A 21327-nucleotide genomic window follows, 5' to 3' on the forward strand; every position below is an offset into this window, starting at 1 on the left:
GTTGATAGGCCAGGTATGGAAGCCCGGTAACGGGTGGAGTTGACTGGTACTAATAGGCCGAGGGCTTGTCCTCAGTTGCTCGCGTCCACTGTGTTGGTTCTGAAACCACGAACAACCCCGCCCATGGTCACGGGTGGTGCGGTTGATTGTTTCATAGTGTTTCGGTGGTCATAGCGTGAGGGAAACGCCCGGTTACATTCCGAACCCGGAAGCTAAGCCTCATAGCGCCGATGGTACTGCAGGGGGGACCCTGTGGGAGAGTAGGACGCCGCCGAACAAATATTGAGAAAGGCCCACACCATATGGTGTGGGCCTTTCTGCGTTTTGGACTCCCCTTTCCAGGGATGTTTTCCAGGGTTGTTGTTATCGAATCCCCGCGAAGAAGAATCAGAGGCGGCCCGCTGCCTTTAGGGCCAGATAGGCGTCCGCCAACGCCGGTGGCAATTCGTCCGGGGTCGCGTCGACGACTGTCACGCCATGGCGGCGGAGTTGTTCCGCGGTGCGGTGGCGGTCCGTTTGTGCCTGGGCGGCGGCTGCGGCGTCGTAGACGGCCTCTGCGGTGTCTCGGGAACTGGTCATGCGGGCGACGTGCGGGTCCGCGACGGATGCCAGCAGGACCGTATGGCGTTGGGTGAGGCGGGAGAGGACGGGGAGGAGGCCCTGTTCGATGGGGGCCGCGTCCAGGGTGGTGAGGAGGACGATCAGAGTGCGGCGGGAGGCCGTACGGAGGGCTGTGGCAGTGAGGCCTCGGGCGTCCGTTTCGATGAGTTCCGGTTCGAGGGTCGCCATGGCGTTGACCAGGGAGGGGAGGACATCGCCGGCTGAGCGGCCCTGGACGAGGGCGCGGACGCGGCGGTCGTAGGCCAGGAGGTCGACGCGGTCGCCGGCGCGGGAGGCGAGGGCGGCCAGGAGGAGCGCCGCGTCCATGGAGGCGTCCAGGCGGGGGGCGTCGCCGACGCGGCCCGCGGAGGTTCGGCCGGTGTCCAGGACGAGGAGGATGTGGCGGTCGCGTTCGGGGCGCCAGGTGCGTACGGCGACGGAGGACTGGCGGGCCGTGGCACGCCAGTCGATGGAGCGGGTGTCGTCGCCGGGGATGTACTCGCGGAGGCTGTCGAACTCCGTGCCCTCGCCTCGGGTGAGGACGCTGGTGCGGCCGTCGAGTTCGCGCAGGCGGGCCAGTTTGGAGGGCAGGTGCTTGCGGCTGGTGAACGGGGGGAGCACGCGTACCGTCCAGGGGGCCTTGTGGCTTGCCTGGCGGGTGAAGAGGCCGAGGGGGCCGTAGGAGCGGATCGTGACCTTGTCGGCCTGGCGGTCGCCTCTGCGGGTGGGGCGGAGGCGGGTGGTGATGCGGCGGCGTTCGCCCGCGGGGACCGTGAGGCGATGGCGGGAGGCGCTGATCTCGGTGCCGGGGAGCCAGCTGCTGGGGGGCCAGGCGTCGCGGAGGTGGGCGCGTAGGGGGCGCTTGGAGGGGTTGGTGATCGTGAGGGTGACGTCTGCGGTCTCGCCCAGGCGTACGGAAGCGTCCCCGGAGCGTGTGAGGCCCAAGCGGCGCACGGGGGCGGCGAGGGCGTAGTCGCAGGCGCATGCCAGGGCCAGGGAGCCGTTGACGGCGAGGATGCCCGTCCAGCTGGGTTCCCAGATGCCGACGGGGAGCGTGCCGAGGGCCGCGAGGAGGGCGGCGCGTCCGGTGGGGGCCATCAGCGGGGGACGGGGACGTGGGTGAGGATCGCGGTGATGACCGAGTCGGCCGTCACGCCTTCCATCTCGGCCTCCGGGCGGAGTTGGACGCGGTGGCGCAGGGTCGGGAGCGCGAGTGCCTTGACGTCGTCGGGAATGACGTAGTCGCGGCCCGTCAGCCAGGCCCAGGCGCGGGAGGCCGCGAGGAGGGCCGTAGCGCCTCGGGGAGAGACACCGAGGGTGAGGGACGGGGATTCGCGGGTGGCGCGGCAGATGTCGACGACGTAGGCGGTGATCTCGGGGGAGATTGTCGTCTTGGCGACTGCGGCGCGGGCGGCTTCGAGGTCGGCCGCGTTCGCTACGGGGCGTACGCCGGCGGCGCGCAGGTCGCGTGGGTTGAAGCCCTGGGCGTGGCGGGTGAGGACGTCGATCTCCTCCTGGCGGGACGGGAGGGGGACCGTCAGTTTGAGGAGGAAACGGTCCAGCTGGGCCTCGGGGAGGGGGTAGGTGCCCTCGTACTCGACCGGGTTCTGGGTCGCGGCGACCAGGAACGGCTCGGGGAGCGGGCGGGGGGTGCCGTCGACGGTGACCTGGCGTTCCTCCATGGCTTCGAGGAGGGACGACTGGGTCTTGGGGGGTGTGCGGTTGATCTCGTCGGCGAGGAGGAGGTTGGTGAAGACCGGGCCGGGCTGGAAGGAGAACTCGGCGGTGCGGGTGTCGTAGACGAGGGAGCCCGTGACATCGCTCGGCATGAGGTCGGGGGTGAACTGGACGCGTTTGGTGTCGAGTTCGAGTGCGGAGGCGAGGGCGCGGACGAGCAGTGTCTTGGCGACGCCGGGGACTCCTTCGAGGAGGACGTGGCCGCGGCACAGGAGGGCGACGACGAGGCCGGTCACGGCGGGGTCCTGGCCGACCACGGCTTTGGCGATCTCGGCGCGCAGGGCCTCCAGGGAGGCCCGGGCGGTGCCCGAGTCCCCGGAGTTCGCGGCGTTGTCAGTGGTCGGGTCCATCATGGACGGCGTACCTCTCTTTCGAGGGCGTCGAGTCGGTCGGTCAGTGCGATGAGTGCTGCGTCGTCGCTGGGCGGTGGGCCGAAGAGGAGGGTGTACAGGGTCTGTCCGTCGCCGTGGAGGTGGACGGACAGGGCGGGGAGCAGGGCCTCGGGCGTGTGTGCCCGGGAGACGGGGACACCTACGAGGGGGGCGAGGCGCGTGCGGGTGGTGGAGCGAAGAGCGTTGGCCGCGCGGTCGCGGGCATTGGCTTTGCGGTAGAGGCGGGCGCGGCCTTCGACGGTTTCGGAGGCGCGGATCGCGACGGGGAGTTTCTCGGGCACCAGGGGGCCTAGTCGGCGTGCCCGCCAGAAGGCGGCGAGGCCCGCTGCGACGAAGAGTTGCAGGGTGCCCCAGAGCCAGCCGGAGGGGACCAGGTCGAAGAAGCTGCGGTCGGCGTCGGTCGCGGAGTCGTCGGAGAGCGAGGGGAGGTACCAGACCAGATGGGGGCGCGAGCCGAGGAGTTGGAGGGCGAGGGAGGCGTTGCCCTCCTTGTCGAGGCGGTCGTTGTGGAGGATGTCGGGGGCGCCGATGACGACGGTGTCGCCGTCTCCCTCGGGCGCGGGGACGCGTACCAGGGAGGGTTGGCCGTCCTCCGGGTAGCAGGTGTCGGCGTCGGGGGCGGTGACGTCGTAGCGGATGCCGCCGACCTCTGCGGTGCCCGCGCGGCGGGCGGCGGGCAGTTCGCAGCGGGGTTCGAGGGTGGAGTCGAGGCTGAGGGCGGGCTCGGCGGTGACTCCGGGGGCGAGCGTGCTGATGGACGGGGAGCCGGGGGCGACGAGGACCGTGCGGCCGCCGGAGGCCTCGGTGGCCGTGTGGAGGCGGCTCTGCTGGTCGTCGGTGAGCAGGTCCGGTTGGGCGACCAGGAGGGTGGTGCCGGCGTCTGCGGCCGCGGTGGCCTCGGCGAGGGTGGTGACCACGCGCGTGGACACACCCCGGTCGTCGAGGAGTTCGGCGACGGCCCGGCTGCCCTTCGGGTCGGCCGAGCGCGGGTCGAGGCGGCCGTGGGCGTCGCCGGAGCGGATCACGGCGATCACGACGGCTGCCGCCAGGAGGAACACGACCGCGATGACGACGCCACGCGCGCGGGACCACAGGTGGCGGGCGGTGGGCGAAGCCGAGGTCGAGGGCGCGGTCGCCGGGAGCGTGGCCTCGGCGGTCATTCGGCGGCTCCCTGGCGGCTGCTGTGGGCCGTGCTCGGCATGCTCCGGGCGCTTGTTCCGGCCAGCATCGGTTTGGCGCGCTCCACCTCGTCGTCGAGGGCGGCGAGCCGGCGGTACGTTCCTTCGTCGGCGGAGCGGCCGCCGTATGTGACGTCGTCGAAGTCCCGGGCGGCCGCGCGCAGTCGGTCGGCGTGGGCGGGGAGGGTTCGGCCCGCTTCGGAGGCGGCCTCGTCGGCGGTGCGGCCGGGGCGTACGTCGAGCAGGGCGCGTTCCTCCAGGGAGCGGACGACGGCGCGCATGCGTTCCTGGACGGCCTGGTTCCAGTGGCCCTGGGCGGCCTGTGCCTCGGCGGCGGCGCGGTGTTCGGCGGCGCTGCGGGGGCGGTCGTCGAAGAGCGCGGCGGACGAGGTGGGCGTACGGCGGGGGGTGCCGAGGCGCCACCACAGGGCGCCGATGAGCGCCAGCACGGCCAGGACGATGATGGCCAGGCCGAGCGCACCGCCGGGGGTGGCGGCGGAGGCGGCGCCGAACACCTTGTCGAGCCATTCCCAGAAGGCGTCCATGGCGCGCTCGTACCAACTGGGGTCGTTCTCGTGGTACATGCGCTTGGACAGCTCGTCCTTCGCGGCCTCCCGCGCGGGGTCGCGCGGGAGGGTGATCGGTGGTTCGTCGGCAGAGCGCCACGACACCGGTACTGCGGTCGGAACTCCCCCCGGCAGTCTCACCGCATCAGCTCCCCGGTGTGGTGCCGCGGGCGTCGGCGCCGTAGTCCTGGATGCCGGCGGCGCGCGCCAGTTCGAGGTCGAGGGCCTCGCGGCGGATGCGCTGGTCGATGTAGAGGAGCACGGTGACGCCGGCGCTGATCGGGAAGGTGAGCGTGGCGCCGATGACCGAGCCGACGCCGCTGACGATCAGGTAGGTCCAGCCGAGGTCGGTGCTGCCTTCGAGGAGACCGGAGATGCCGTCCCCGTCGACCGCCGTGGCCGCGAAGGTGAACGGGATGACGATGATCGACGCGACGACGTTGGCGATGATCGCGCCGAGCAGCTGAATGCCGAAAACCCGCCACCACGAGCCGCGGACGAGCTTGGTGGAGCGGCTCATCGACTTGAAGACGCCCTGCTTCTCCAGCATCAGCGCCGGCGAGGCGAGCGAGAAGCGGACCAGCAGCCATACGGCGACGAGGAAGCCGGCGATGCCGCCGACGACGGCGACGAACGCGCCACCGCCGCCGCTGCCCGCGAGGGCCACGAGGACGCCGGGCAGGGTTCCGACGGCCGTGATCAGGGCGGCGACCAGGGGCAGCAGCAGGGTCAGGCCGAGCAGCCGCAGCAGTTGCGGTCGGGCGTCCCGCCAGGCCTCGGCGGTCGTCACCGACTTGCCGAGGACGGCGCGGCTGGTCACGGTCGTCAGCAGGGCCGTCGCGACGATGGTGCCCAGCAGGGAGATCAGCAGGACGACGACGGAGCTCAGCAGGGTCTCGCCCAGGGCCTCGGCCAGCTCACCGGGTGTGGCGGACGGGTCGTTGAGGACGTCCGAGTTCGTGGCGTCATTGAGGACGAGGCCCTGGAGGAGGATGACGGCGATCTGGGTGACGACAGCGACGGTCAGGGAGATGCCGAGGACCGTCCGCCAGTGCGTGCGCATCGTCGAGACCGTGCCGTCGAGGATCTCGCCGACGCCGAGCGGGCGCAGCGGGATCACACCGGGCTTGGCCGCGGGCGGAGGACCGCCCCAACCGCCGCCCCAGCCGGGGGTGCCCCACCCGGGGTGGCCGCCAGGGGGGCCGTAGCCGGGGCCGGGGCGTGGTCCGCCGGGGTACGGCCCGCCGGTGTGGGCGCCGGGGTGCGCTCCCCAGCCCGGGCCGGGTGGGGGCGGTGGCGGGGTCTGGCCGGGGGGCTGAGGGCTCGGATTGGTCCACTGGGCGGGCGGGGGCTGCTCCTTGGACCACTTGGACGGCGGCTGCGGCTGACCGGGGCCCGGCTGGTGCGTCGAGGGCGCGGCATCCTGGGGGGCCGTGCCGCTGTGGTCCACGGGCGGAGTCCGGTCGTCGGGGCCGCTCTGGTCTGCGGGCCGAGTCCCGTCGTCGGGGCCGCTGTGGCCCGCCGGCCGCGCCTGGCCGGGGGCGCCCTGGTCCGCGGGCTGTTCTTGGGCGGGGCCGCCCTGGTCCGTGGGCTGCGCCGGGGCGCCGCTGTGGTCCGCGGGCTGCGCGGCGCCCTGGTGGTCCGGCTGGGGGCCGTCCGAGGGTGCCGATCCGGGCGAGGCCCAGCCCGGAGTGTCCTTCATCGTCGCTCCTTCACGGTGCCCGTCCGCGGTCGCGGCGGCAGGTTGCGGCCCATCGTGCCACGCGGTGGCCGAGAAGTGACCGGGGCCCTTATGGGCTGCGCACCTTCAATTGTCCGCCCGGTACGGGGCAGACTGACCGCATGGCTGATCAGCACGCGCACTCCGGGGACGACAACCGGCCGACCGGCATACCCGCGATTCGCTGGGACGAGCCGCCGGAGGGCCCCGTCCTGGTCCTCCTCGACCAGACGCGGCTGCCCGCCGAGGAGGTCGAGCTGGTGTGCACGGACGCGCCCGCACTGGTGGAGGCGATCCGTTCGCTCGCCGTGCGCGGGGCGCCGCTGCTGGGGATCGCCGGGGCGTACGGGGTCGCGCTCGCCGCCGCGCGGGGCTTCGACGTCGAAGAGGCCGCCGAGGCGCTCGCCGGGGCCCGGCCCACCGCGGTGAACCTCGCCGTGGGTGTGCGCCGGGCGCGGGCCGCGTATCGGGCCGAGCTCGGCCGGACGGGCGATCAGGATCAGGCCGCCGGGGCCGCGCTCGCCGCCGCGCGGGCGCTGCACCGGGAGGACGCCGAGGCCAGCGACCGTATGGCCGCGCACGGGCTGGGACTGCTCGACGAGCTGCTGCCGGGCGGTGGGCACCGGGTGCTCACGCACTGCAACACCGGGGCACTGGTGTCGGGCGGGGAGGGCACGGCGTTCGCGGTGGCGCTGGCGGCGCATCGGGCGGGGCGGCTGCGCAGGCTGTGGGTGGACGAGACGCGGCCGTTGCTGCAAGGTGCCCGTCTGACGGCGTACGAGGCGGCACGCGGCGGGATGGCGTACACCTTGCTGACGGACAATGCCGCGGGATCGCTGTTCGCGGCAGGCGAGGTGGACGCGGTGCTGGTGGGGGCCGACCGGATCGCCGCCGACGGGTCGGTGGCGAACAAGGTGGGGACCTACCCGCTCGCGGTGCTCGCCCGGTACCACCATGTGCCGTTCATCGTGGTGGCGCCGGTGACAACGGTCGATCCGGACACCCCCGACGGGGCGTCCATCGAGGTGGAGCAGCGTGCGGGCCATGAGGTGACCGAGTTCATCGCACCACGGGTGCCGGTGACGGGAGCGGAGGCGGGAGGGGGGATTCCGGTGGCGCCGCTGGGGACGCAGGCGTACAACCCGGCGTTCGATGTGACGCCGCCCGAGTTGGTGACGGCGATCGTCACCGAGGAGGGGGTTGCGTCACCGGTGACGGGTGAGGCAATCGCAGAGCTGTGTGACAGGTCACGCCAGGTAACGATTTAGTTAATGGGATGATGGCATTCATGAAGGGACGAGTCCTTGTCGTCGACGACGACACCGCACTGGCCGAGATGCTCGGCATCGTGCTGCGTGGTGAAGGTTTTGAACCGTCTTTCGTAGCCGACGGCGACAAGGCGCTGGCCGCGTTCCGTGAGGCCAAACCCGATCTGGTGCTGCTCGATCTGATGCTGCCGGGCCGGGACGGTATCGAGGTGTGCCGCCTGATCAGGGCGGAGTCCGGGGTGCCGATCGTGATGCTCACGGCGAAGAGCGACACCGTCGACGTGGTCGTCGGGCTGGAGTCGGGAGCGGACGACTACATCGTCAAGCCGTTCAAGCCGAAGGAGCTGGTGGCCCGAATCCGGGCCCGCCTGCGGAGGTCGGAGGAGCCGGCGCCGGAGCAGCTCGCCATAGGTGACCTGGTCATCGATGTGGCCGGGCACTCCGTGAAGCGGGACGGGCAGTCGATCGCGCTGACGCCGCTGGAGTTCGACCTGCTGGTCGCGCTGGCGCGCAAGCCGTGGCAGGTGTTCACCCGTGAGGTCCTGCTGGAGCAGGTCTGGGGCTACCGCCACGCGGCGGACACCCGACTGGTGAACGTCCATGTGCAGCGGCTGCGCTCCAAGGTCGAGAAGGACCCCGAGCGGCCGGAGATCGTGGTGACCGTCCGTGGCGTCGGATACAAGGCAGGACCCAGCTGACATGTCCGGTGACAGTGCCGCTGCGGCGCCCGGCCGGCCGGGGTCCCGCGCGGAGCGGCCTGTCGGCCGGAAGTCGGTGCGTTCCCGATGGGAACGACTTCTTGAGGGCGGGCTGCTCCAGGGCGGAGTCCAGGGCAGCCCGGTCCTGAGGCTGTTCATGCGCTGGGTGCGGCGCCCGCTGCTGCCCGTGATGCGGCTGTGGCGGCGCAACATCCAGCTCAGGATCGTCGTCACCACCCTGCTGATGTCGCTCAGCGTCGTCCTGCTGCTGGGCTTCGTCGTCATCGGCCAGGTGCGCAACGGTCTGCTCGACGCCAAGGTCAAGGCCTCGCAGAGCCAGGCCACCGGCGGCTTCACGGTCGCCGAGCAGCGGGCCGACAGCGCGGCCAACGCCGGCGGCAACGAGGGCGGACAACTCGACGACGAGAACGTGCAGAACGTCGTCGAGTGGATGACGAACCTAGTGTCGTCGCTCTCCAGCGGCGGCCAGGGCGCGTTCGACGTCGTCACGCTCAGCGCCGCCTCCCCCGACGGCACCACCGGAGGGCTCGGACCGCGCACCTCAGGCGGGGTGAAGTGGGACCTCAGCGTGCCCGTGGCACTGCGCGAACGGGTCGACGACGGCACCGGCGCCGTCCAGAGCTACACCCGCATCTACTACGACAACGGCCAGGAGTCCCAGCCCGGCCTGATCATCGGCAAGCAGGTCAGCGACCCCAACAGCAACCCGTACCAGCTGTACTACCTGTTCCCGCTCACCCAGGAGGAGAAGTCCCTCAGCCTGGTCAAGGGGACGCTGGCGACGGCCGGGCTGTTCGTCGTCGTACTCCTCGGGGCCATCGCCTGGCTCGTGGTGCGGCAGGTCGTCACACCCGTGCGGATGGCGGCCGGGATCGCCGAGCGGCTCTCCGCAGGGCGGCTCCAGGAGCGGATGAAGGTCAGCGGCGAGGACGACATCGCGCGCCTCGGCGAGGCCTTCAACAAGATGGCGCAGAACCTCCAGCTGAAGATCCAGCAACTGGAGGACCTCTCACGGATGCAGCGGCGGTTCGTCTCCGACGTGTCGCACGAGCTGCGGACGCCGCTGACGACCGTACGGATGGCGGCCGACGTCATCCACGACGCGCGCGTGGACTTCGACCCGGTGACCGCGCGGTCGGCCGAACTGCTCGCCGACCAGCTGGACCGGTTCGAGTCGCTGCTCGCGGACCTGCTGGAGATCAGCCGCTTCGACGCCGGCGCGGCGGCCCTGGAGGCCGAGCCGATAGACCTGCGCGACGTCGTACGGAAGGTCGTCAGCGGCGCAGAGCCGCTCGCCGAGCGCAAGGGCACCCGGATACGCGTCGTGGGCGACCAGCAGCCCGTGGTCGCCGAGGCCGACGCCCGGCGCGTGGAGCGGGTACTGCGCAACCTCGTCGTCAACGCCGTCGAGCACGGCGAAGGCAAGGACGTCGTGGTCAAGCTGGCGGCGGCCGGGGGCGCGGTCGCGGTCGCGGTGCGCGACTACGGCGTAGGGCTCAAGCCGGGCGAGGCGACCCGGGTCTTCAGCCGCTTCTGGCGGGCCGACCCGGCACGCGCGCGTACCACCGGTGGCACCGGGCTCGGACTGTCCATCGCGCTGGAGGACGCGCGGCTGCACGGCGGCTGGCTGCAGGCGTGGGGTGAGCCGGGCGGCGGTTCGCAGTTCCGGCTGACGCTGCCGAGGACGGCGGACGAGCCCTTGCGTGGATCGCCGATACCGCTGGAACCCAAGGACTCCCAGCGCAATCGTGCAGGCAAGGACACCGGGCAGCCGCTCGGTGGCGGCAAGCTCGCCACCGTGCCCGTCCAGGCCGGCGAGCACCGGGCCGCGAGGGCGGCCATAGGGCCGCTGCCGGGCGCCGGACCGGCCCCGACGGCCGACCCGACGGCGCTGCCCGGAAGCGGCGCGCGCGTGGTGCCCAGGCCCACCGCGGGTGCTCCCGCGCGCGCGGGCGACGACACGGCGGGCACGACCGGGGAACGGCGGCCGTCCGAGGGAGCCTCGGAGCAGCAGGAGCAGGGGGAGGCATTCCGTGGGCGCTGACCGCGTGGCACGCGGCCGAAGGCGTCCGGTACGGGCGACGGCGTACGCCTGTGTCGGGGTCGTACTGCTGGCAGGGTGCGCCTCGATGCCGGACAGCGGGGACATGCGCGACGTCGAGTCGACCCCGCGGCAGGACACCCAGGTGCGGGTCTTCGCGCTGCCGCCCGGGGAGGACGCCCAGCCGCAGGAGATCGTGCAGGGCTTTCTTGAGGCGCTGACCAGCGACGATCCCAACTACGAGACGGCGCGTACGTATCTGACCGGTGACGCGCTGAAGGACTGGGACCCGAACTCGTCCACCACGGTCCTCGAAGAGGGGCCCATCCCGTACACGCAGGTCACCGGGGCGCAGCCGGACGGCACCGAGTACCGGTACGAGCTGTCCGGCGACAAGGTCGCCCGCGTGGACGGACAGCACGCGTACACGCCCGTCGACGGCAGGTACCGGGAGACCGTGCACCTGACGAAGGTCAAGGACACCCAGCAGTGGCGCATCGACCAGTTGCCGCAGGGCGTGGTGCTCGGCCGGTCGGACTTCCAGCGCAACTACAAGTCCATCAACAAGTACTACTTCACGTCCGCCGCGCAGTCCGGTGAGCCGGGGACCGTCGCCGACCCGGTGTACGTGCGCAGCCAGGTCGACCCGGTCACCCAGGTGGTCCGGGATCTGCTGAAGGGCCCCACGAGCTGGCTCAACCCGGTCGCGAGGACGCGCTTCCCCTCCGGTACGGCCCTGAAGGAGGGCACTAAGGCGTTGACGCCCGACGACCAGAACAAGCTGGTCATACCGCTCAACGAGAAGGCCGACCGGGTCTCGGAGAGCCGGTGCGAAGAGATGGCCGCACAGCTCCTCTTCACACTTCAGGACTACATGCCCACAGGTGTTGACGAGGTCGAGCTGCAGGGGTCGACCGGGGCGCAGCTGTGTGTGCTCACTGAGGGGCAGGCCGGCATCATCGCCTCGCACGGGACCGGCAAGAGCGCCGAGTACGAGTACTTCATCGACGGCGAGCACAAGCTCGTACGGCTGCCCGAGCGGGACACGACACCCAGTCCGGTGCCGGGGGCGCTCGGCGAAGGGGAGAAGCAGCTGCGGTCGGCGGCCGTCTCGCGGGGTGAGGACCGGGCGGCCGGGGTGTCGTTCGACGGGCGCGAGCTGTACGTGGCGCCGATGACGGTGGGTGGCGCCATGGGGGAACCGGTGCTGCGCAGCGAGGGCGCGACGGAGAAGGACCGGTTCACGACGCCCAGTTGGGACGGGCGGGGCGACCTGTGGGTGGCCGACCGGGACCTCAAGAATCCGCGGTTGCTGGTGCTGGCGGACGGGATGGGCGAGCCGCTGGAGGTCCGGACGCCCGGTCTCGACGGGCGGATCGAGGCGGTACGGGTGGCCGCCGACGGGGTGCGGGTCGCGCTGATCGTCGAGAAGGACGGGGAGCGGGCGCTGTACATCGGGCGGGTCGAGCGGGACGCGGATGCCGAGGCCACCACCGTCGCCATCGTCGAACTGCGGTCCGTGACACCCGATCTGGAGGACGTCTCCGCGATGTCCTGGGCGGGCGACAGCCGGCTCGTCGTGGTGGGGAGGGAGCCCGGGGGTGTCCAGCAGATGCACTACGTCCAGGTCGACGGCTCCACGCTCTCCGGCCCGGCTCCCTCGGCCCTGACCGGCGTCGAGGAGATCGCCGCCTCCGAGGACGAACGTCAGCCGCTGGTCGCCCACTCCACCGACGGCATCGTCCGCCTGTCGCCGGGAGCCCAATGGCAGACGGTGGTCAAGGAAGGGACGGCTCCGGTTTATCCGGGGTGAGGGGCTTCATTCCTTGTCCGGGTGAGGGGCGCCGTCCCACCACCGTGCGCCTGACCCTGGGCGGGCCGCTGAAGTCGCGCTCGCACCTCGGTCCCGTTGCGACGGCGCCATGATGGCCGCATGTTCTATGAGGACCTGAGCCCCTATGCCTACCGGGACGAAGGCGATGAATTCAGCGACCTCACCGACGGTATGCGTTTCGTCGGCTTCCAGCCCGCCTACGTACGCCTCAACATCGGCTGGCTGCAAGCCGGCCACCGCTGGATGAACGGCCCGGCTCCCGAGGACTTCACCGACAGGCTCCTGGCCATCCTCGACGCCCAGCAGGTCAACGCCACGTTGGGCCTGCACACGTGCGATCTCTGCCCCACACCGCTGCCGGACGCGCATCCCTGGTACACGCCCCGGCGAAGACACGTGCGCGCGAGCGCCGGAACCGGCGAGATCCGCGTTCCCGGCCCCCTCGGCACCGCCTTCGCAGCCCCGCATCTCATCGGCCACTACGTCACCGACCACGGCTATCTACCACCCCAGCCGTTCATCGAGGCGGTCCTCGCCTTCGACCCGCACGGCCCCTGGCCGGCGAGGTTCCCGGGAATCAGATTCCCCTGGATTCCGGACGACGCGGTACTCCGCCATGTCGACGAGGAGTGATTCCCTCGTCGACAAGGCCGTCGAAACGGAGCTTCACCAGGTGAGACCACGCCTGGGAAGAGTTATCCACAGGGTCCGGCAGGAGGTTGTCCGCGTTGGCATAGTGGTGCGCATGCGGGGGTGGTGGCGGGAAGTTTCGGGGCTGGTGTTGCCTGCTGAGTGCGGGGGGTGTGGGAGTGCTCGCGTGGTGTTGTGCGCGAGATGCCGTGCGGCGCTGAATGGGGGTGTGCCGGGGCGGGTGCGGCCGGTGCCTGAGCCGGTGGGGCTGCCTGTTGTGTATGGGGCGGCTCCGTATCAGGGGGTCGTTCGGGCCGTGATCCTCGCGCACAAGGAGCGGGGGGCGCTGGGGCTTGCCGAGCCGTTGGGGGAGGCATTGGCGGGGGCTGTGGGGGTGGGGTTGGGGAGGGGAGGGGGTGGGGCCCCCGGGAGGGCCGGGGCTTCCGGCGAGCCCGTGCTGCTTGTCCCCGTGCCCTCCGCTCGGCGGGCCGTGCGGGCTCGGGGGCATGATCCGACCCGGCGGATCGCGCTGGCCGCCGCCGGGGTGTTGCGGCGCGGTGGGATTGCCGCCCGGGTGGTGGGGGTGTTGCGGCAGCGGAGGGATGTTGTCGATCAGGCGGGGCTCGGTGCTCGGCAGCGGCTGGCGAATCTCGCCGGGGCGCTGGAGGTGGTCGGCGGAGGGCATCGGCTGCTGGAGCGGGGGCGGATCGTGGTGGTGGACGATCTGATGACGACCGGGGCGTCACTGGCGGAGGCCGCGCGGGCGGTGCGGGAGGTGCTGGTCGCTCCGGGTGATGGTCCTGGTCTGGGGCCGAGCCCTGATCCGAGGCCTGGCCCGGGTCCTGGGTCAGGTCTGGGGCTGGCGTCGGGTCCTGATTCGAGCCCTGGCCCGAGTCCGGGGTCAGGTCTGCGGCTGGGGCCGAGCCCTGATTCGAGGCTTGGTCCAGGTCCAGGTCCGGAGTCGATGCCGGGGCCGAGCCTTGATCCGGTCCCTGGGCCGGGTCTGAGGTGTGGCCCTGGGGCGGGGCTGAGGCCTGGTCCGAGTCCGGGGCTCGGGCTGGGGGCGGGGCTCGATGTGGAACGGGTCTGTGCGGCTGTGATCGCTGCGCCGTTGGGCTCTTTCGAAATGAACCGGAACTGATAGTTGACTTCCAGCGTTGCAGGTAATGACAGGGCCTATTCACCTGAACGGAGGTACGTCTCGGTAGAGGGTGACGACATCCGTCCGGGCGAGATATGTTCGGTTGTGAGGGAATGGCACCTGCCGTTCACCGTATATCCGAGCGCTGTACTGCGGGTTTTCTGCAATCACCCGCTGCGGTGGGGTGGAGATCTCGTCTGTGGGGGAGGAGGAGGTGGAAGTCACCGAGTCCGCGGTTCCGGAAGTCGCCGGAACCTGGTGCACAAGGGAGATGCTCCGCCAGTAGGAGCGGAGCGATCCGGGAACGGAGTTCTGCGTGGACATCGTCGTCAAGGGCCGCAAGACCGAGGTGCCCGAGCGGTTCCGCAAGCACGTGGCCGAGAAGCTGAAGCTGGAGAAGATCCAGAAGCTCGATGGCAAGGTGATCAGCCTCGACGTCGAGGTGTCCAAGGAGCCCAACCCCCGACAGGCCGACCGTAGCGACCGGGTGGAGATCACCCTCCATTCCCGTGGGCCGGTGATCCGGGCGGAGGCAGCGGCAAGCGATCCGTACGCGGCGCTCGACCTGGCGGCGGACAAGCTTGAGGCCCGGCTGCGCAAGCAGCACGACAAGCGTTACACGCGCCGAGGCGCGCGCAGGCTCACGGCCGCGGAGGTCCCCGACCACGTCCCCGGCGTGGCGACCCTCAACGGCAACGGGTATGTCGAAGCCGCGGAGGAGCAGGCGGACGGCGTGCCCACGAAGAAGATCGGCTCGCTGGAGGTGAAGGGCGAGGGCCCCCTGATCGTCCGCGAGAAGACCCATGTCGCATCCCCGATGACCCTCGACCAGGCGCTCTACGAGATGGAGCTGGTCGGGCACGACTTCTACTTGTTCGTCGACTCCGAGACCAAGGAACCGAGTGTCGTCTACCGGCGGCACGCCTACGACTACGGCGTGATCCACCTCAGCACCGACCCGATGGTCGCCCAGGCGCATCCGGACGCCTCGGGTGGCACGCTCGGCGGCTGACGCGCGCCGGGTGACGGATGTACTGGTGCCCCTGGAGCGCTTGTGCGCCCCCAGGGGCACCGGTGTGCGACCCCCGGTGGTCCGCTCTGTCACCGCTCTGTCGTCGGGGCATGAAATCATGGCCGGACCGGCCCCAACCGGCGGGCCGTTGCCTTGGGTTGACGATGGCACAGAAACACAGGCCACGGCCTTCAGGGGGAGGAACCATGGCGGACAGCCGCTTCGGACCGATGTGTGATGAGGGCGCCGACGACGGCTCTGTCGGCATGGGCCCCGCCGTGGGCTCCTCCCGCAAGGAGCCCATCCGCGTCCTCGTCGTCGACGATCACGCGCTCTTTCGCCGCGGGCTGGAGATCGTGCTCGCCGCCGAGGAGGACATCCAGGTCGTCGGTGAGGCCGGTGACGGGGCGGAGGCGGTCGACAAGGCCGCCGATCTGCTTCCCGACATCGTGCTGATGGATGTCCGGATGCCCAAGCGGGGCGGCATCGAGGCGTGCACCTCCATCAAGGAGGTGGCCCCCAGCGCGAAGATCATCATGTTGACGATCAGTGACGAGGAGGCCGACCTCTACGACGCGATCAAGGCGGGCGCGACCGGCTATCTCCTCAAGGAGATCTCCACGGACGAGGTGGCCACGGCCATCCGCGCGGTCGCCGACGGGCAGTCGCAGATCAGCCCCTCCATGGCGTCGAAGCTGCTCACCGAGTTCAAGTCCATGATTCAGCGCACCGATGAGCGGCGCCTCGTGCCCGCGCCCCGGCTCACGGACCGGGAACTGGAAGTGCTCAAGCTCGTGGCGACCGGGATGAACAACCGGGATATCGCCAAGGAGTTGTTCATCTCCGAGAACACCGTGAAGAACCATGTGCGCAACATCCTGGAGAAGCTTCAGCTGCACTCCAGGATGGAGGCCGTGGTGTACGCGATGCGGGAGAAGATCCTTGAGATTCGCTAGTCGTGAGAGGCCACAAGAGAGCGAGAGGTCGCAAGAGGGCGGGGGGTCGCAAGAGGGCGGGTCAGGTCAGGGCTCGTATCAGCGGCTCGCGTAGTTCCGGGGCGTCCACTCGCTCCACGCGTACGTCGGTGCAGTCCACCCAGGTCGCCGCCTCCAGGAGGGCTTGGGCCACGGCCGGGACCGCCTTGGGGCTGTTCAGGGTGACCTGTCTGGCGACCAGGGTACGGCCGTCGCGGGCGGGGTCGACGCGGCCCACCAGGTGACCGCCGGCGAGGACCGGCATCGCGAAGTAGCCGTACACGCGCTTCTGTTTGGGGACGTAGGCCTCCAGACGGTGGGTGAAGCCGAAGATCCGTTCTGTGCGGGCCCGTTCCCAGATCAGGGAGTCGAACGGGGAGAGCAGCGTCGTACGGTGGCGGCCGCGCGGGGTGGTCTCCAGGGCGGCCGGGTCCGCCCACGCCGGTTTGGACCAGCCCTGCACGCTCACCGGGACCAGGCCCGAGTCTTCGATCACCGCGTTGAACTGCTCGCCCTTGAGGCGGTGGTAGTCGGCGATGTCCGCGCGGGTGCCGACGCCCAAGGCCTCGCCGGCCTGGCGGACCAGGCGGCGCAGACACTCCCTGTCGTCCAACTCGTCGTGCAGCAGCGCGTCCGGGACGGCTCGCTCGGCAAGGTCGTACACGCGCTTCCAGCCGCGGCGCTCCACGCAGACCACCTCGCCGTACATCAGCGCGCGTTCCACGGCGACTTTCTCGCCGGACCAGTCCCACCATTCGCTGGTGCGTTTGGCTCCGCCCAACTCCGTGGCTGTGAGCGGGCCCTCGGCGCGGAGTTGCTTGATGACGCGGTCGTAGGCGCCGTCCGGGAGGTCGTGGTTCCAGTGGGGGCGGGAGCGGTAGGCGCGGCGGCGGAAGGCGAAGTGGGGCCATTCCTCGATGGGGAGGATGCAGGCCGCGTGGGACCAGTACTCGAAGGCGTGTGTCTCCGTCCAATAGGCCCTGTCGACCGTGGTGCGGCCCAGGGCGCCCAGGCGGGCGTACGGGATGAGTTCGTGGGAGCGGGCCAGGACCGAGATGGTGTCGAGTTGGACCGCGCCCAGGTGGCGGAGGATGCCGCGGACGCCGGATCTGCGGTCCGGGGCGCCGAGGAGGCCCTGGGCCCGTAGGGCGATTCGGCGGGCCTCGTCCGCGGTGAGTTCTGTGGTGGGGCGCGGGTCGGGTGTCATGGGTCGCAGCGTAGGGGAGGGGACTGACAAGTGGGGCTGAGCTGGGGAAATGGGAGTGGGTACGTGGGAGTGCGGTACGTGGGGTGGGGTGTGCGGCGCTCGGGGGCTTTGGCTGGGCGGGGGTGGGTTTCGCTTGCCGGCGCGTACAGGGTGCCGCTGCGCCCACCCGTGCCGCCCCAGCGGCACGATTGCCCGCAGCTACGACGACTGGGTGGGTGGGCTGTCGTCCCAGCGGTGCGGTTGCCCGCAGCTAGGGCGACTGGGTGGGTGGGTTGCTGTGCGAGCGGTGCGGTTGCCCGTGGGTGGGGATGGAGTCGCTAAGACGGTGTCGGCAAGTACGGTGCTGTTGAGGGGAGGCCCAGGTCTGAGGGGAGTAGGGATGCCAGCCAGCAGTCTCTGCGGACTCCGTTGTTGTTGAGGGCGGAGCGGAGGGTGCCTTCCAGGGTGAAGCCGGTTTTTTCGGCTACCGCGCGGGAGGCGTCGTTGCCCACCTCGGCGCGCCATTCGAGGCGGTCGAGGGCGAGGGCGGTGAAGGACCAGTGGGCGGCGGCGAGGGTGGCCTCGGTGATGTAGCCGTTGCGGCGGTGTTCCTTGGTGGCCCAGAAGCCGATCTCGGCGGTGCCCAGGGAGCGCATGGTGATGCCGAGCATGCCCGCCAGTTCCCCGGAGGGGAGGAAGACCCCGAACGTGAACATGGAGGCGTCGGCCCAGCCCTGGGGGACCGCCTGTTCGACGAAACCCACCGCGTGCTCGCGCAGGTATGGCGACGGGATCATGGTCCAGCGCTGGATGTCCGGGTCCTGGGCCGCCGCGTACACGGTGTCGGTGTCGCGGGGCTCCACGGTGCGCAGCAGCAGGCGCTCGGTGGTCAGGGTGACGGGTTCCATCGGGCGATTCTGCTCGCCGGGGAGGGAAGGGCGCCATCCCATTTGCGGTCGCCCCGTGGAGGCTTCGCGGGTCCGGGGCGTGCGGGGCGTACGGGCGGAGTCACAATTCGTGCATTTCGTGGGTGGAACGCGGCACCATCGGCGACACCCGTCCGTTGTCCTAGTGGCTGTCACCGACAGACCTCCCGGCACAGCGGGGTCCTCGCTTACGATGGCCGTTGCTCAAGCTGTGATTCAAAATCGCCAACTGTCATTGAAACCGACCGTCCCAGGCCCGACCGGCAAGGAGACAAACCCCCGTGTCCGTCCTCTCGAAGATCATGCGTGCAGGCGAAGGCAAGATCCTGCGCAAGCTGCACCGCATCGCGGACCAGGTCAACTCCATCGAAGAGGACTTCGTCGACCTCTCCGACGCCGAGCTGCGCGCCCTCACCGAGGAGTACAAGGAGCGGTACGCCGACGGTGAGAGCCTGGACGACCTGCTCCCCGAGGCGTTCGCCACTGTGCGTGAGGCCGCCAAGCGCGTCCTCGGCCAGCGTCACTACGACGTGCAGATCATGGGTGGCGCCGCCCTCCACCTCGGCTATGTCGCCGAGATGAAGACCGGTGAGGGCAAGACCCTGGTCGGCACCCTGCCCGCGTATCTGAACGCGCTTTCCGGCAAGGGCGTCCACCTGATCACGGTCAACGACTATCTGGCCGAGCGCGACTCCGAGATGATGGGCCGCGTCCACAAGTTCCTGGGCCTGAAGGTCGGCTGCATCCTCGCCAACATGACGCCGGCCCAGCGTCGCGAGCAGTACAGCTGCGACATCACCTACGGCACGAACAACGAGTTCGGCTTCGACTACCTCCGCGACAACATGGCGTGGTCCAAGGACGAGCTCGTCCAGCGCGGCCACAACTTCGCGATCGTCGACGAGGTCGACTCCATCCTGGTCGACGAGGCCCGTACGCCGCTGATCATCTCCGGCCCGGCCGACCAGGCCACCAAGTGGTACGGCGACTTCGCCAAGCTGGTCAAGCGCCTCAAGCGCGGTGAGCCCGGCAATCCCCTCAAGGGCATCGAGGAGACCGGCGACTACGAGGTCGACGAGAAGAAGCGCACGGTCGCCATCCACGAGGCCGGTGTCTCCAAGGTCGAGGACTGGCTGGGCATCGACAACCTCTACGAGTCGGTGAACACCCCGCTGGTGGGCTATCTGAACAACGCCATCAAGGCCAAGGAGCTCTTCAAGAAGGACAAGGACTACGTCGTCATGGACGGCGAAGTCATGATCGTCGACGAGCACACCGGCCGTATCCTCGCCGGCCGCCGCTACAACGAGGGCATGCACCAGGCGATCGAGGCGAAGGAAGGGGTGGACATCAAGGACGAGAACCAGACGCTCGCCACGATCACCCTGCAGAACTTCTTCCGCCTCTACAAGCGCCAGGACCACAACGGCAAGGAAGTCCCGGGCCTGTCCGGCATGACCGGTACGGCGATGACCGAGGCCGCCGAGTTCCACCAGATCTACAAGCTCGGTGTCGTCCCGATCCCCACCAACAAGCCGATGATCCGCAAGGACCAGTCGGATCTCATCTACCGCACCGAGGTCGCCAAGTTCGAGGCCGTGGTCGACGACATCGTCGAGAAGCACGACAAGGGTCAGCCGATCCTCGTCGGTACGACGTCGGTCGAGAAGTCCGAGTACCTGTCGCAGCAGCTGAGCAAGCGCGGTGTCCAGCACGAGGTGCTCAACGCCAAGCAGCACGACCGTGAGGCGATCATCGTCGCCCAGGCCGGCCGGAAGGGCGCCGTCACCGTCGCCACGAACATGGCCGGTCGTGGTACGGACATCAAGCTCGGCGGCAACCCCGAGGACCTCGCCGAGGCGGAGCTGCGGCAGCGTGGCCTCGACCCCGAGGAGCACATCGAGGAGTGGGCGCACGCCCTGCCCGAGGCGCTCGCCAAGGCCGAGGAGGCCGTGAAGGCGGAGAAGGACGAGGTCGAGTCCCTCGGCGGTCTGTACGTCCTGGGCACCGAGCGGCATGAGTCGCGTCGTATCGACAACCAGCTGCGCGGTCGTTCCGGCCGTCAGGGCGACCCCGGCGAGTCCCGTTTCTATCTGTCGCTGGGCGACGACCTGATGAGGCTCTTCAAGGCCCAGATGGTCGAGCGTGTGATGTCTATGGCGAACGTGCCGGACGATGTGCCGATCGAGAACAAGATGGTCACGCGCGCGATCGCGTCCGCCCAGTCGCAGGTCGAGCAGCAGAACTTCGAGACCCGGAAGAACGTCCTCAAGTACGACGAGGTCCTCAACCGGCAGCGTGAGGTCATCTACGGCGAGCGGCGCCGCGTCCTGGAGGGCGAGGACCTGCACGAGCAGATCCAGCACTTCATGGACGACACCATCGACGCGTACATCGGCGCCGAGACCGCGGAGGGCTTCGCCGAGGAGTGGGACCTCGACCGGCTGTGGGGCGCCTTCAAGCAGCTCTACCCGGTGAAGGTCACCGTCGACGAGCTGGAGGAGGCCGCCGGGGACCGGGCCGGGCTGACCGCCGAGTTCATCGCCGAGTCCATCAAGGATGACATCCACGAGCAGTACGAGGCGCGTGAGTCGCAGCTCGGGTCCGAGATCATGCGTGAGCTGGAGCGGCGGGTCGTGCTGTCGGTTCTCGACCGCAAGTGGCGTGAGCACCTCTACGAGATGGACTACCTCCAGGAGGGCATCGGTCTGCGCGCGATGGCGCAGAAGGACCCGCTGGTCGAGTACCAGCGCGAGGGCTTCGACATGTTCACCGCCATGATGGAGGGCATCAAGGAGGAGTCCGTCGGCTATCTGTTCAACCTGGAGGTCCAGGTCGAGCAGCAGGTCGAGGAAGTTCCCGTCGAGGACGAGAAGCCGTCGCTGGAGAAGGCGGCGACGAGCGACGCGGTGCCGGCGCAGGCCGGTGCGTCCCGTCCCGAGATCCGGGCGAAGGGGCTGGAGGCTCCGCAGCGCCGGGATCGGTTGCACTTCTCGGCGCCGACCGTGGATGGCGAGGGTGGGGTGGTCGAGGGTGACCTTCCCGAGGACGAGCCGGTTCGGTCCGAGGCCGATGGGCTCACCCGTGCGGAGCGGCGTAAGCAGCAGGGGCGTGCGGGGGGGCGGCGGCGCAAGAAGTGAGTCGTGCTCCGCTGGGGGCCGGTGAGCAGTATGCCGCTGTGAGGCTTTGAGGGGCCGGGCATCTTCGGGTGCCCGGCCCTTTCGTGTGCTGTGGGGTGTGCGGCGCCCGGGGGCTTTGGCTGGGCGGGGGTGGGGTGCGCTTGCCGGCGCTGACAGGGTGCCGCTGCGCCCACCCGTGCCGCCCCAGCGGCACGATTGCCCGCAGCTATGACGGGCTGCGGCGGCTGGTGGGTGGGCGCCGGCCAGTGGCGGGATTGCGCGCA

At 70.2% G+C, this 21327-nt stretch carries 15 protein-coding genes and 1 rRNA gene; 9 read left to right on the forward strand and 7 right to left on the reverse strand.

The window, feature by feature from the left end:
* Window positions 1–160: 160 nt before the first annotated feature.
* Window positions 161–277, forward strand: a 5S ribosomal RNA gene (gene rrf / locus ACWD4G_RS02575).
* Between the two features lie 110 nt (window positions 278–387).
* On the opposite strand, the gene ACWD4G_RS02580 is transcribed toward rrf, so the two are convergent.
* Genes ACWD4G_RS02580 through ACWD4G_RS02600 form a run of 5 tightly spaced genes read right to left on the reverse strand, consistent with a single transcriptional unit; the run spans window position 388 to window position 6175 of the window.
* On the reverse strand, window positions 388–1698 hold the full coding sequence (locus tag ACWD4G_RS02580) for a DUF58 domain-containing protein (protein ID WP_451290292.1): 1311 nt from the start codon (window positions 1696–1698) through the stop codon (window positions 388–390).
* Window positions 1698–2687: an AAA family ATPase gene (locus ACWD4G_RS02585; protein WP_451290293.1), complete on the reverse strand. Its 990-nt coding sequence runs from the start codon at window positions 2685–2687 to the stop codon at window positions 1698–1700. The genes ACWD4G_RS02580 and ACWD4G_RS02585 overlap by 1 nt, the downstream gene beginning before the upstream one ends.
* Window positions 2687–3889, reverse strand: coding sequence for a DUF4350 domain-containing protein (locus ACWD4G_RS02590; RefSeq protein WP_451290294.1), 1203 nt, complete (start codon window positions 3887–3889; stop codon window positions 2687–2689). The genes ACWD4G_RS02585 and ACWD4G_RS02590 overlap by 1 nt, the downstream gene beginning before the upstream one ends.
* Window positions 3886–4614 carry a DUF4129 domain-containing protein gene (locus tag ACWD4G_RS02595; protein WP_451290295.1) on the reverse strand — a complete coding sequence of 243 codons (729 nt, stop codon included), beginning with the start codon at window positions 4612–4614 and terminating at the stop codon, window positions 3886–3888. Before ACWD4G_RS02595 ends, ACWD4G_RS02590 begins: the two co-directional genes overlap by 4 nt.
* Window positions 4615–4618: 4 nt before the next feature.
* Window positions 4619–6175 carry a glycerophosphoryl diester phosphodiesterase membrane domain-containing protein gene (locus tag ACWD4G_RS02600; RefSeq protein ID WP_451290296.1) on the reverse strand — a complete coding sequence of 519 codons (1557 nt, stop codon included), beginning with the start codon at window positions 6173–6175 and terminating at the stop codon, window positions 4619–4621.
* 140 nt (window positions 6176–6315) lie between these two features.
* On the opposite strand from ACWD4G_RS02600, the gene mtnA reads away from it, so the two are divergent.
* The 7 genes from mtnA (at window position 6316) to ACWD4G_RS02635 (ending at window position 15794) form a co-directional block, all read left to right on the forward strand.
* Window positions 6316–7461, forward strand: coding sequence for an S-methyl-5-thioribose-1-phosphate isomerase (gene mtnA, locus ACWD4G_RS02605; RefSeq protein ID WP_451290297.1), 1146 nt, complete (start codon window positions 6316–6318; stop codon window positions 7459–7461).
* A gap of 8 nt (window positions 7462–7469) precedes the next feature.
* The gene (gene mtrA / locus ACWD4G_RS02610; RefSeq protein ID WP_189786864.1) at window positions 7470–8159 is read left to right on the forward strand and encodes a two-component system response regulator MtrA; all 690 of its coding nucleotides are present in this window, start codon (window positions 7470–7472) and stop codon (window positions 8157–8159) included.
* Between the two features lies 1 nt (window position 8160).
* Window positions 8161–10224 carry an MtrAB system histidine kinase MtrB gene (gene mtrB, locus ACWD4G_RS02615; protein WP_451290298.1) on the forward strand — a complete coding sequence of 688 codons (2064 nt, stop codon included), beginning with the start codon at window positions 8161–8163 and terminating at the stop codon, window positions 10222–10224.
* On the forward strand, window positions 10214–12034 hold the full coding sequence (locus ACWD4G_RS02620; RefSeq protein WP_451290300.1) for an LpqB family beta-propeller domain-containing protein: 1821 nt from the start codon (window positions 10214–10216) through the stop codon (window positions 12032–12034). The genes mtrB and ACWD4G_RS02620 overlap by 11 nt, the downstream gene beginning before the upstream one ends.
* 120 nt (window positions 12035–12154) lie before the next feature.
* Window positions 12155–12688: a DUF7919 family protein gene (locus ACWD4G_RS02625; RefSeq protein WP_451290301.1), complete on the forward strand. Its 534-nt coding sequence runs from the start codon at window positions 12155–12157 to the stop codon at window positions 12686–12688.
* 1454 nt (window positions 12689–14142) lie between these two features.
* Entirely contained in the window at window positions 14143–14838 is a 696-nt protein-coding gene (gene hpf / locus ACWD4G_RS02630) for a ribosome hibernation-promoting factor, HPF/YfiA family (protein WP_451290302.1), read from the forward strand.
* A gap of 206 nt (window positions 14839–15044) precedes the next feature.
* Window positions 15045–15794, forward strand: a complete 750-nt coding sequence (locus tag ACWD4G_RS02635; protein ID WP_451290304.1) for a response regulator — start codon at window positions 15045–15047, stop codon at window positions 15792–15794.
* A 61-nt stretch (window positions 15795–15855) separates the two neighbouring features.
* Here ACWD4G_RS02635 and ACWD4G_RS02640 read toward each other — a convergent pair whose 3' ends face one another.
* Together ACWD4G_RS02640 and ACWD4G_RS02645 are read right to left on the reverse strand one after the other, a co-directional pair.
* Complete coding sequence (locus tag ACWD4G_RS02640) at window positions 15856–17019, reverse strand: winged helix-turn-helix domain-containing protein (protein WP_451290305.1); 1164 nt, start codon at window positions 17017–17019, stop codon at window positions 15856–15858.
* A gap of 317 nt (window positions 17020–17336) precedes the next feature.
* Window positions 17337–17906, reverse strand: a complete 570-nt coding sequence (locus ACWD4G_RS02645) for a GNAT family N-acetyltransferase (protein ID WP_451290306.1) — start codon at window positions 17904–17906, stop codon at window positions 17337–17339.
* A gap of 299 nt (window positions 17907–18205) precedes the next feature.
* Between ACWD4G_RS02645 and secA the strand changes: the two genes are divergently transcribed.
* The gene (gene secA, locus ACWD4G_RS02650) at window positions 18206–21064 is read left to right on the forward strand and encodes a preprotein translocase subunit SecA (protein ID WP_451290307.1); all 2859 of its coding nucleotides are present in this window, start codon (window positions 18206–18208) and stop codon (window positions 21062–21064) included.
* Window positions 21065–21327 lie beyond the last annotated feature (263 nt).

The sequence above is a fragment of the Streptomyces sp. NPDC002643 genome (genome assembly GCF_053592555.1).

Excerpts from the sequence above, each read along its gene's own strand:
- ACWD4G_RS02580 (WP_451290292.1), bottom strand. The coding sequence starts at position 1,698 with ATGGCCCCCACCGGACGCGCCGCCCTCCTCGCGGCCCTCGGCACGCTC.
- ACWD4G_RS02585 (WP_451290293.1), bottom strand. The coding sequence starts at position 2,687 with ATGGACCCGACCACTGACAACGCCGCGAACTCCGGGGACTCGGGCACC.
- ACWD4G_RS02590 (WP_451290294.1), bottom strand. The coding sequence starts at position 3,889 with ATGACCGCCGAGGCCACGCTCCCGGCGACCGCGCCCTCGACCTCGGCT.
- ACWD4G_RS02600 (WP_451290296.1), bottom strand. The coding sequence starts at position 6,175 with ATGAAGGACACTCCGGGCTGGGCCTCGCCCGGATCGGCACCCTCGGAC.
- mtnA (WP_451290297.1), top strand. The coding sequence starts at position 6,316 with ATGGCTGATCAGCACGCGCACTCCGGGGACGACAACCGGCCGACCGGC.
- mtrA (WP_189786864.1), top strand. The coding sequence starts at position 7,470 with ATGATGGCATTCATGAAGGGACGAGTCCTTGTCGTCGACGACGACACC.
- mtrB (WP_451290298.1), top strand. The coding sequence starts at position 8,161 with ATGTCCGGTGACAGTGCCGCTGCGGCGCCCGGCCGGCCGGGGTCCCGC.
- ACWD4G_RS02625 (WP_451290301.1), top strand. The coding sequence starts at position 12,155 with ATGTTCTATGAGGACCTGAGCCCCTATGCCTACCGGGACGAAGGCGAT.
- ACWD4G_RS02635 (WP_451290304.1), top strand. The coding sequence starts at position 15,045 with ATGGCGGACAGCCGCTTCGGACCGATGTGTGATGAGGGCGCCGACGAC.
- ACWD4G_RS02640 (WP_451290305.1), bottom strand. The coding sequence starts at position 17,019 with ATGACACCCGACCCGCGCCCCACCACAGAACTCACCGCGGACGAGGCC.
- ACWD4G_RS02645 (WP_451290306.1), bottom strand. The coding sequence starts at position 17,906 with ATGGAACCCGTCACCCTGACCACCGAGCGCCTGCTGCTGCGCACCGTG.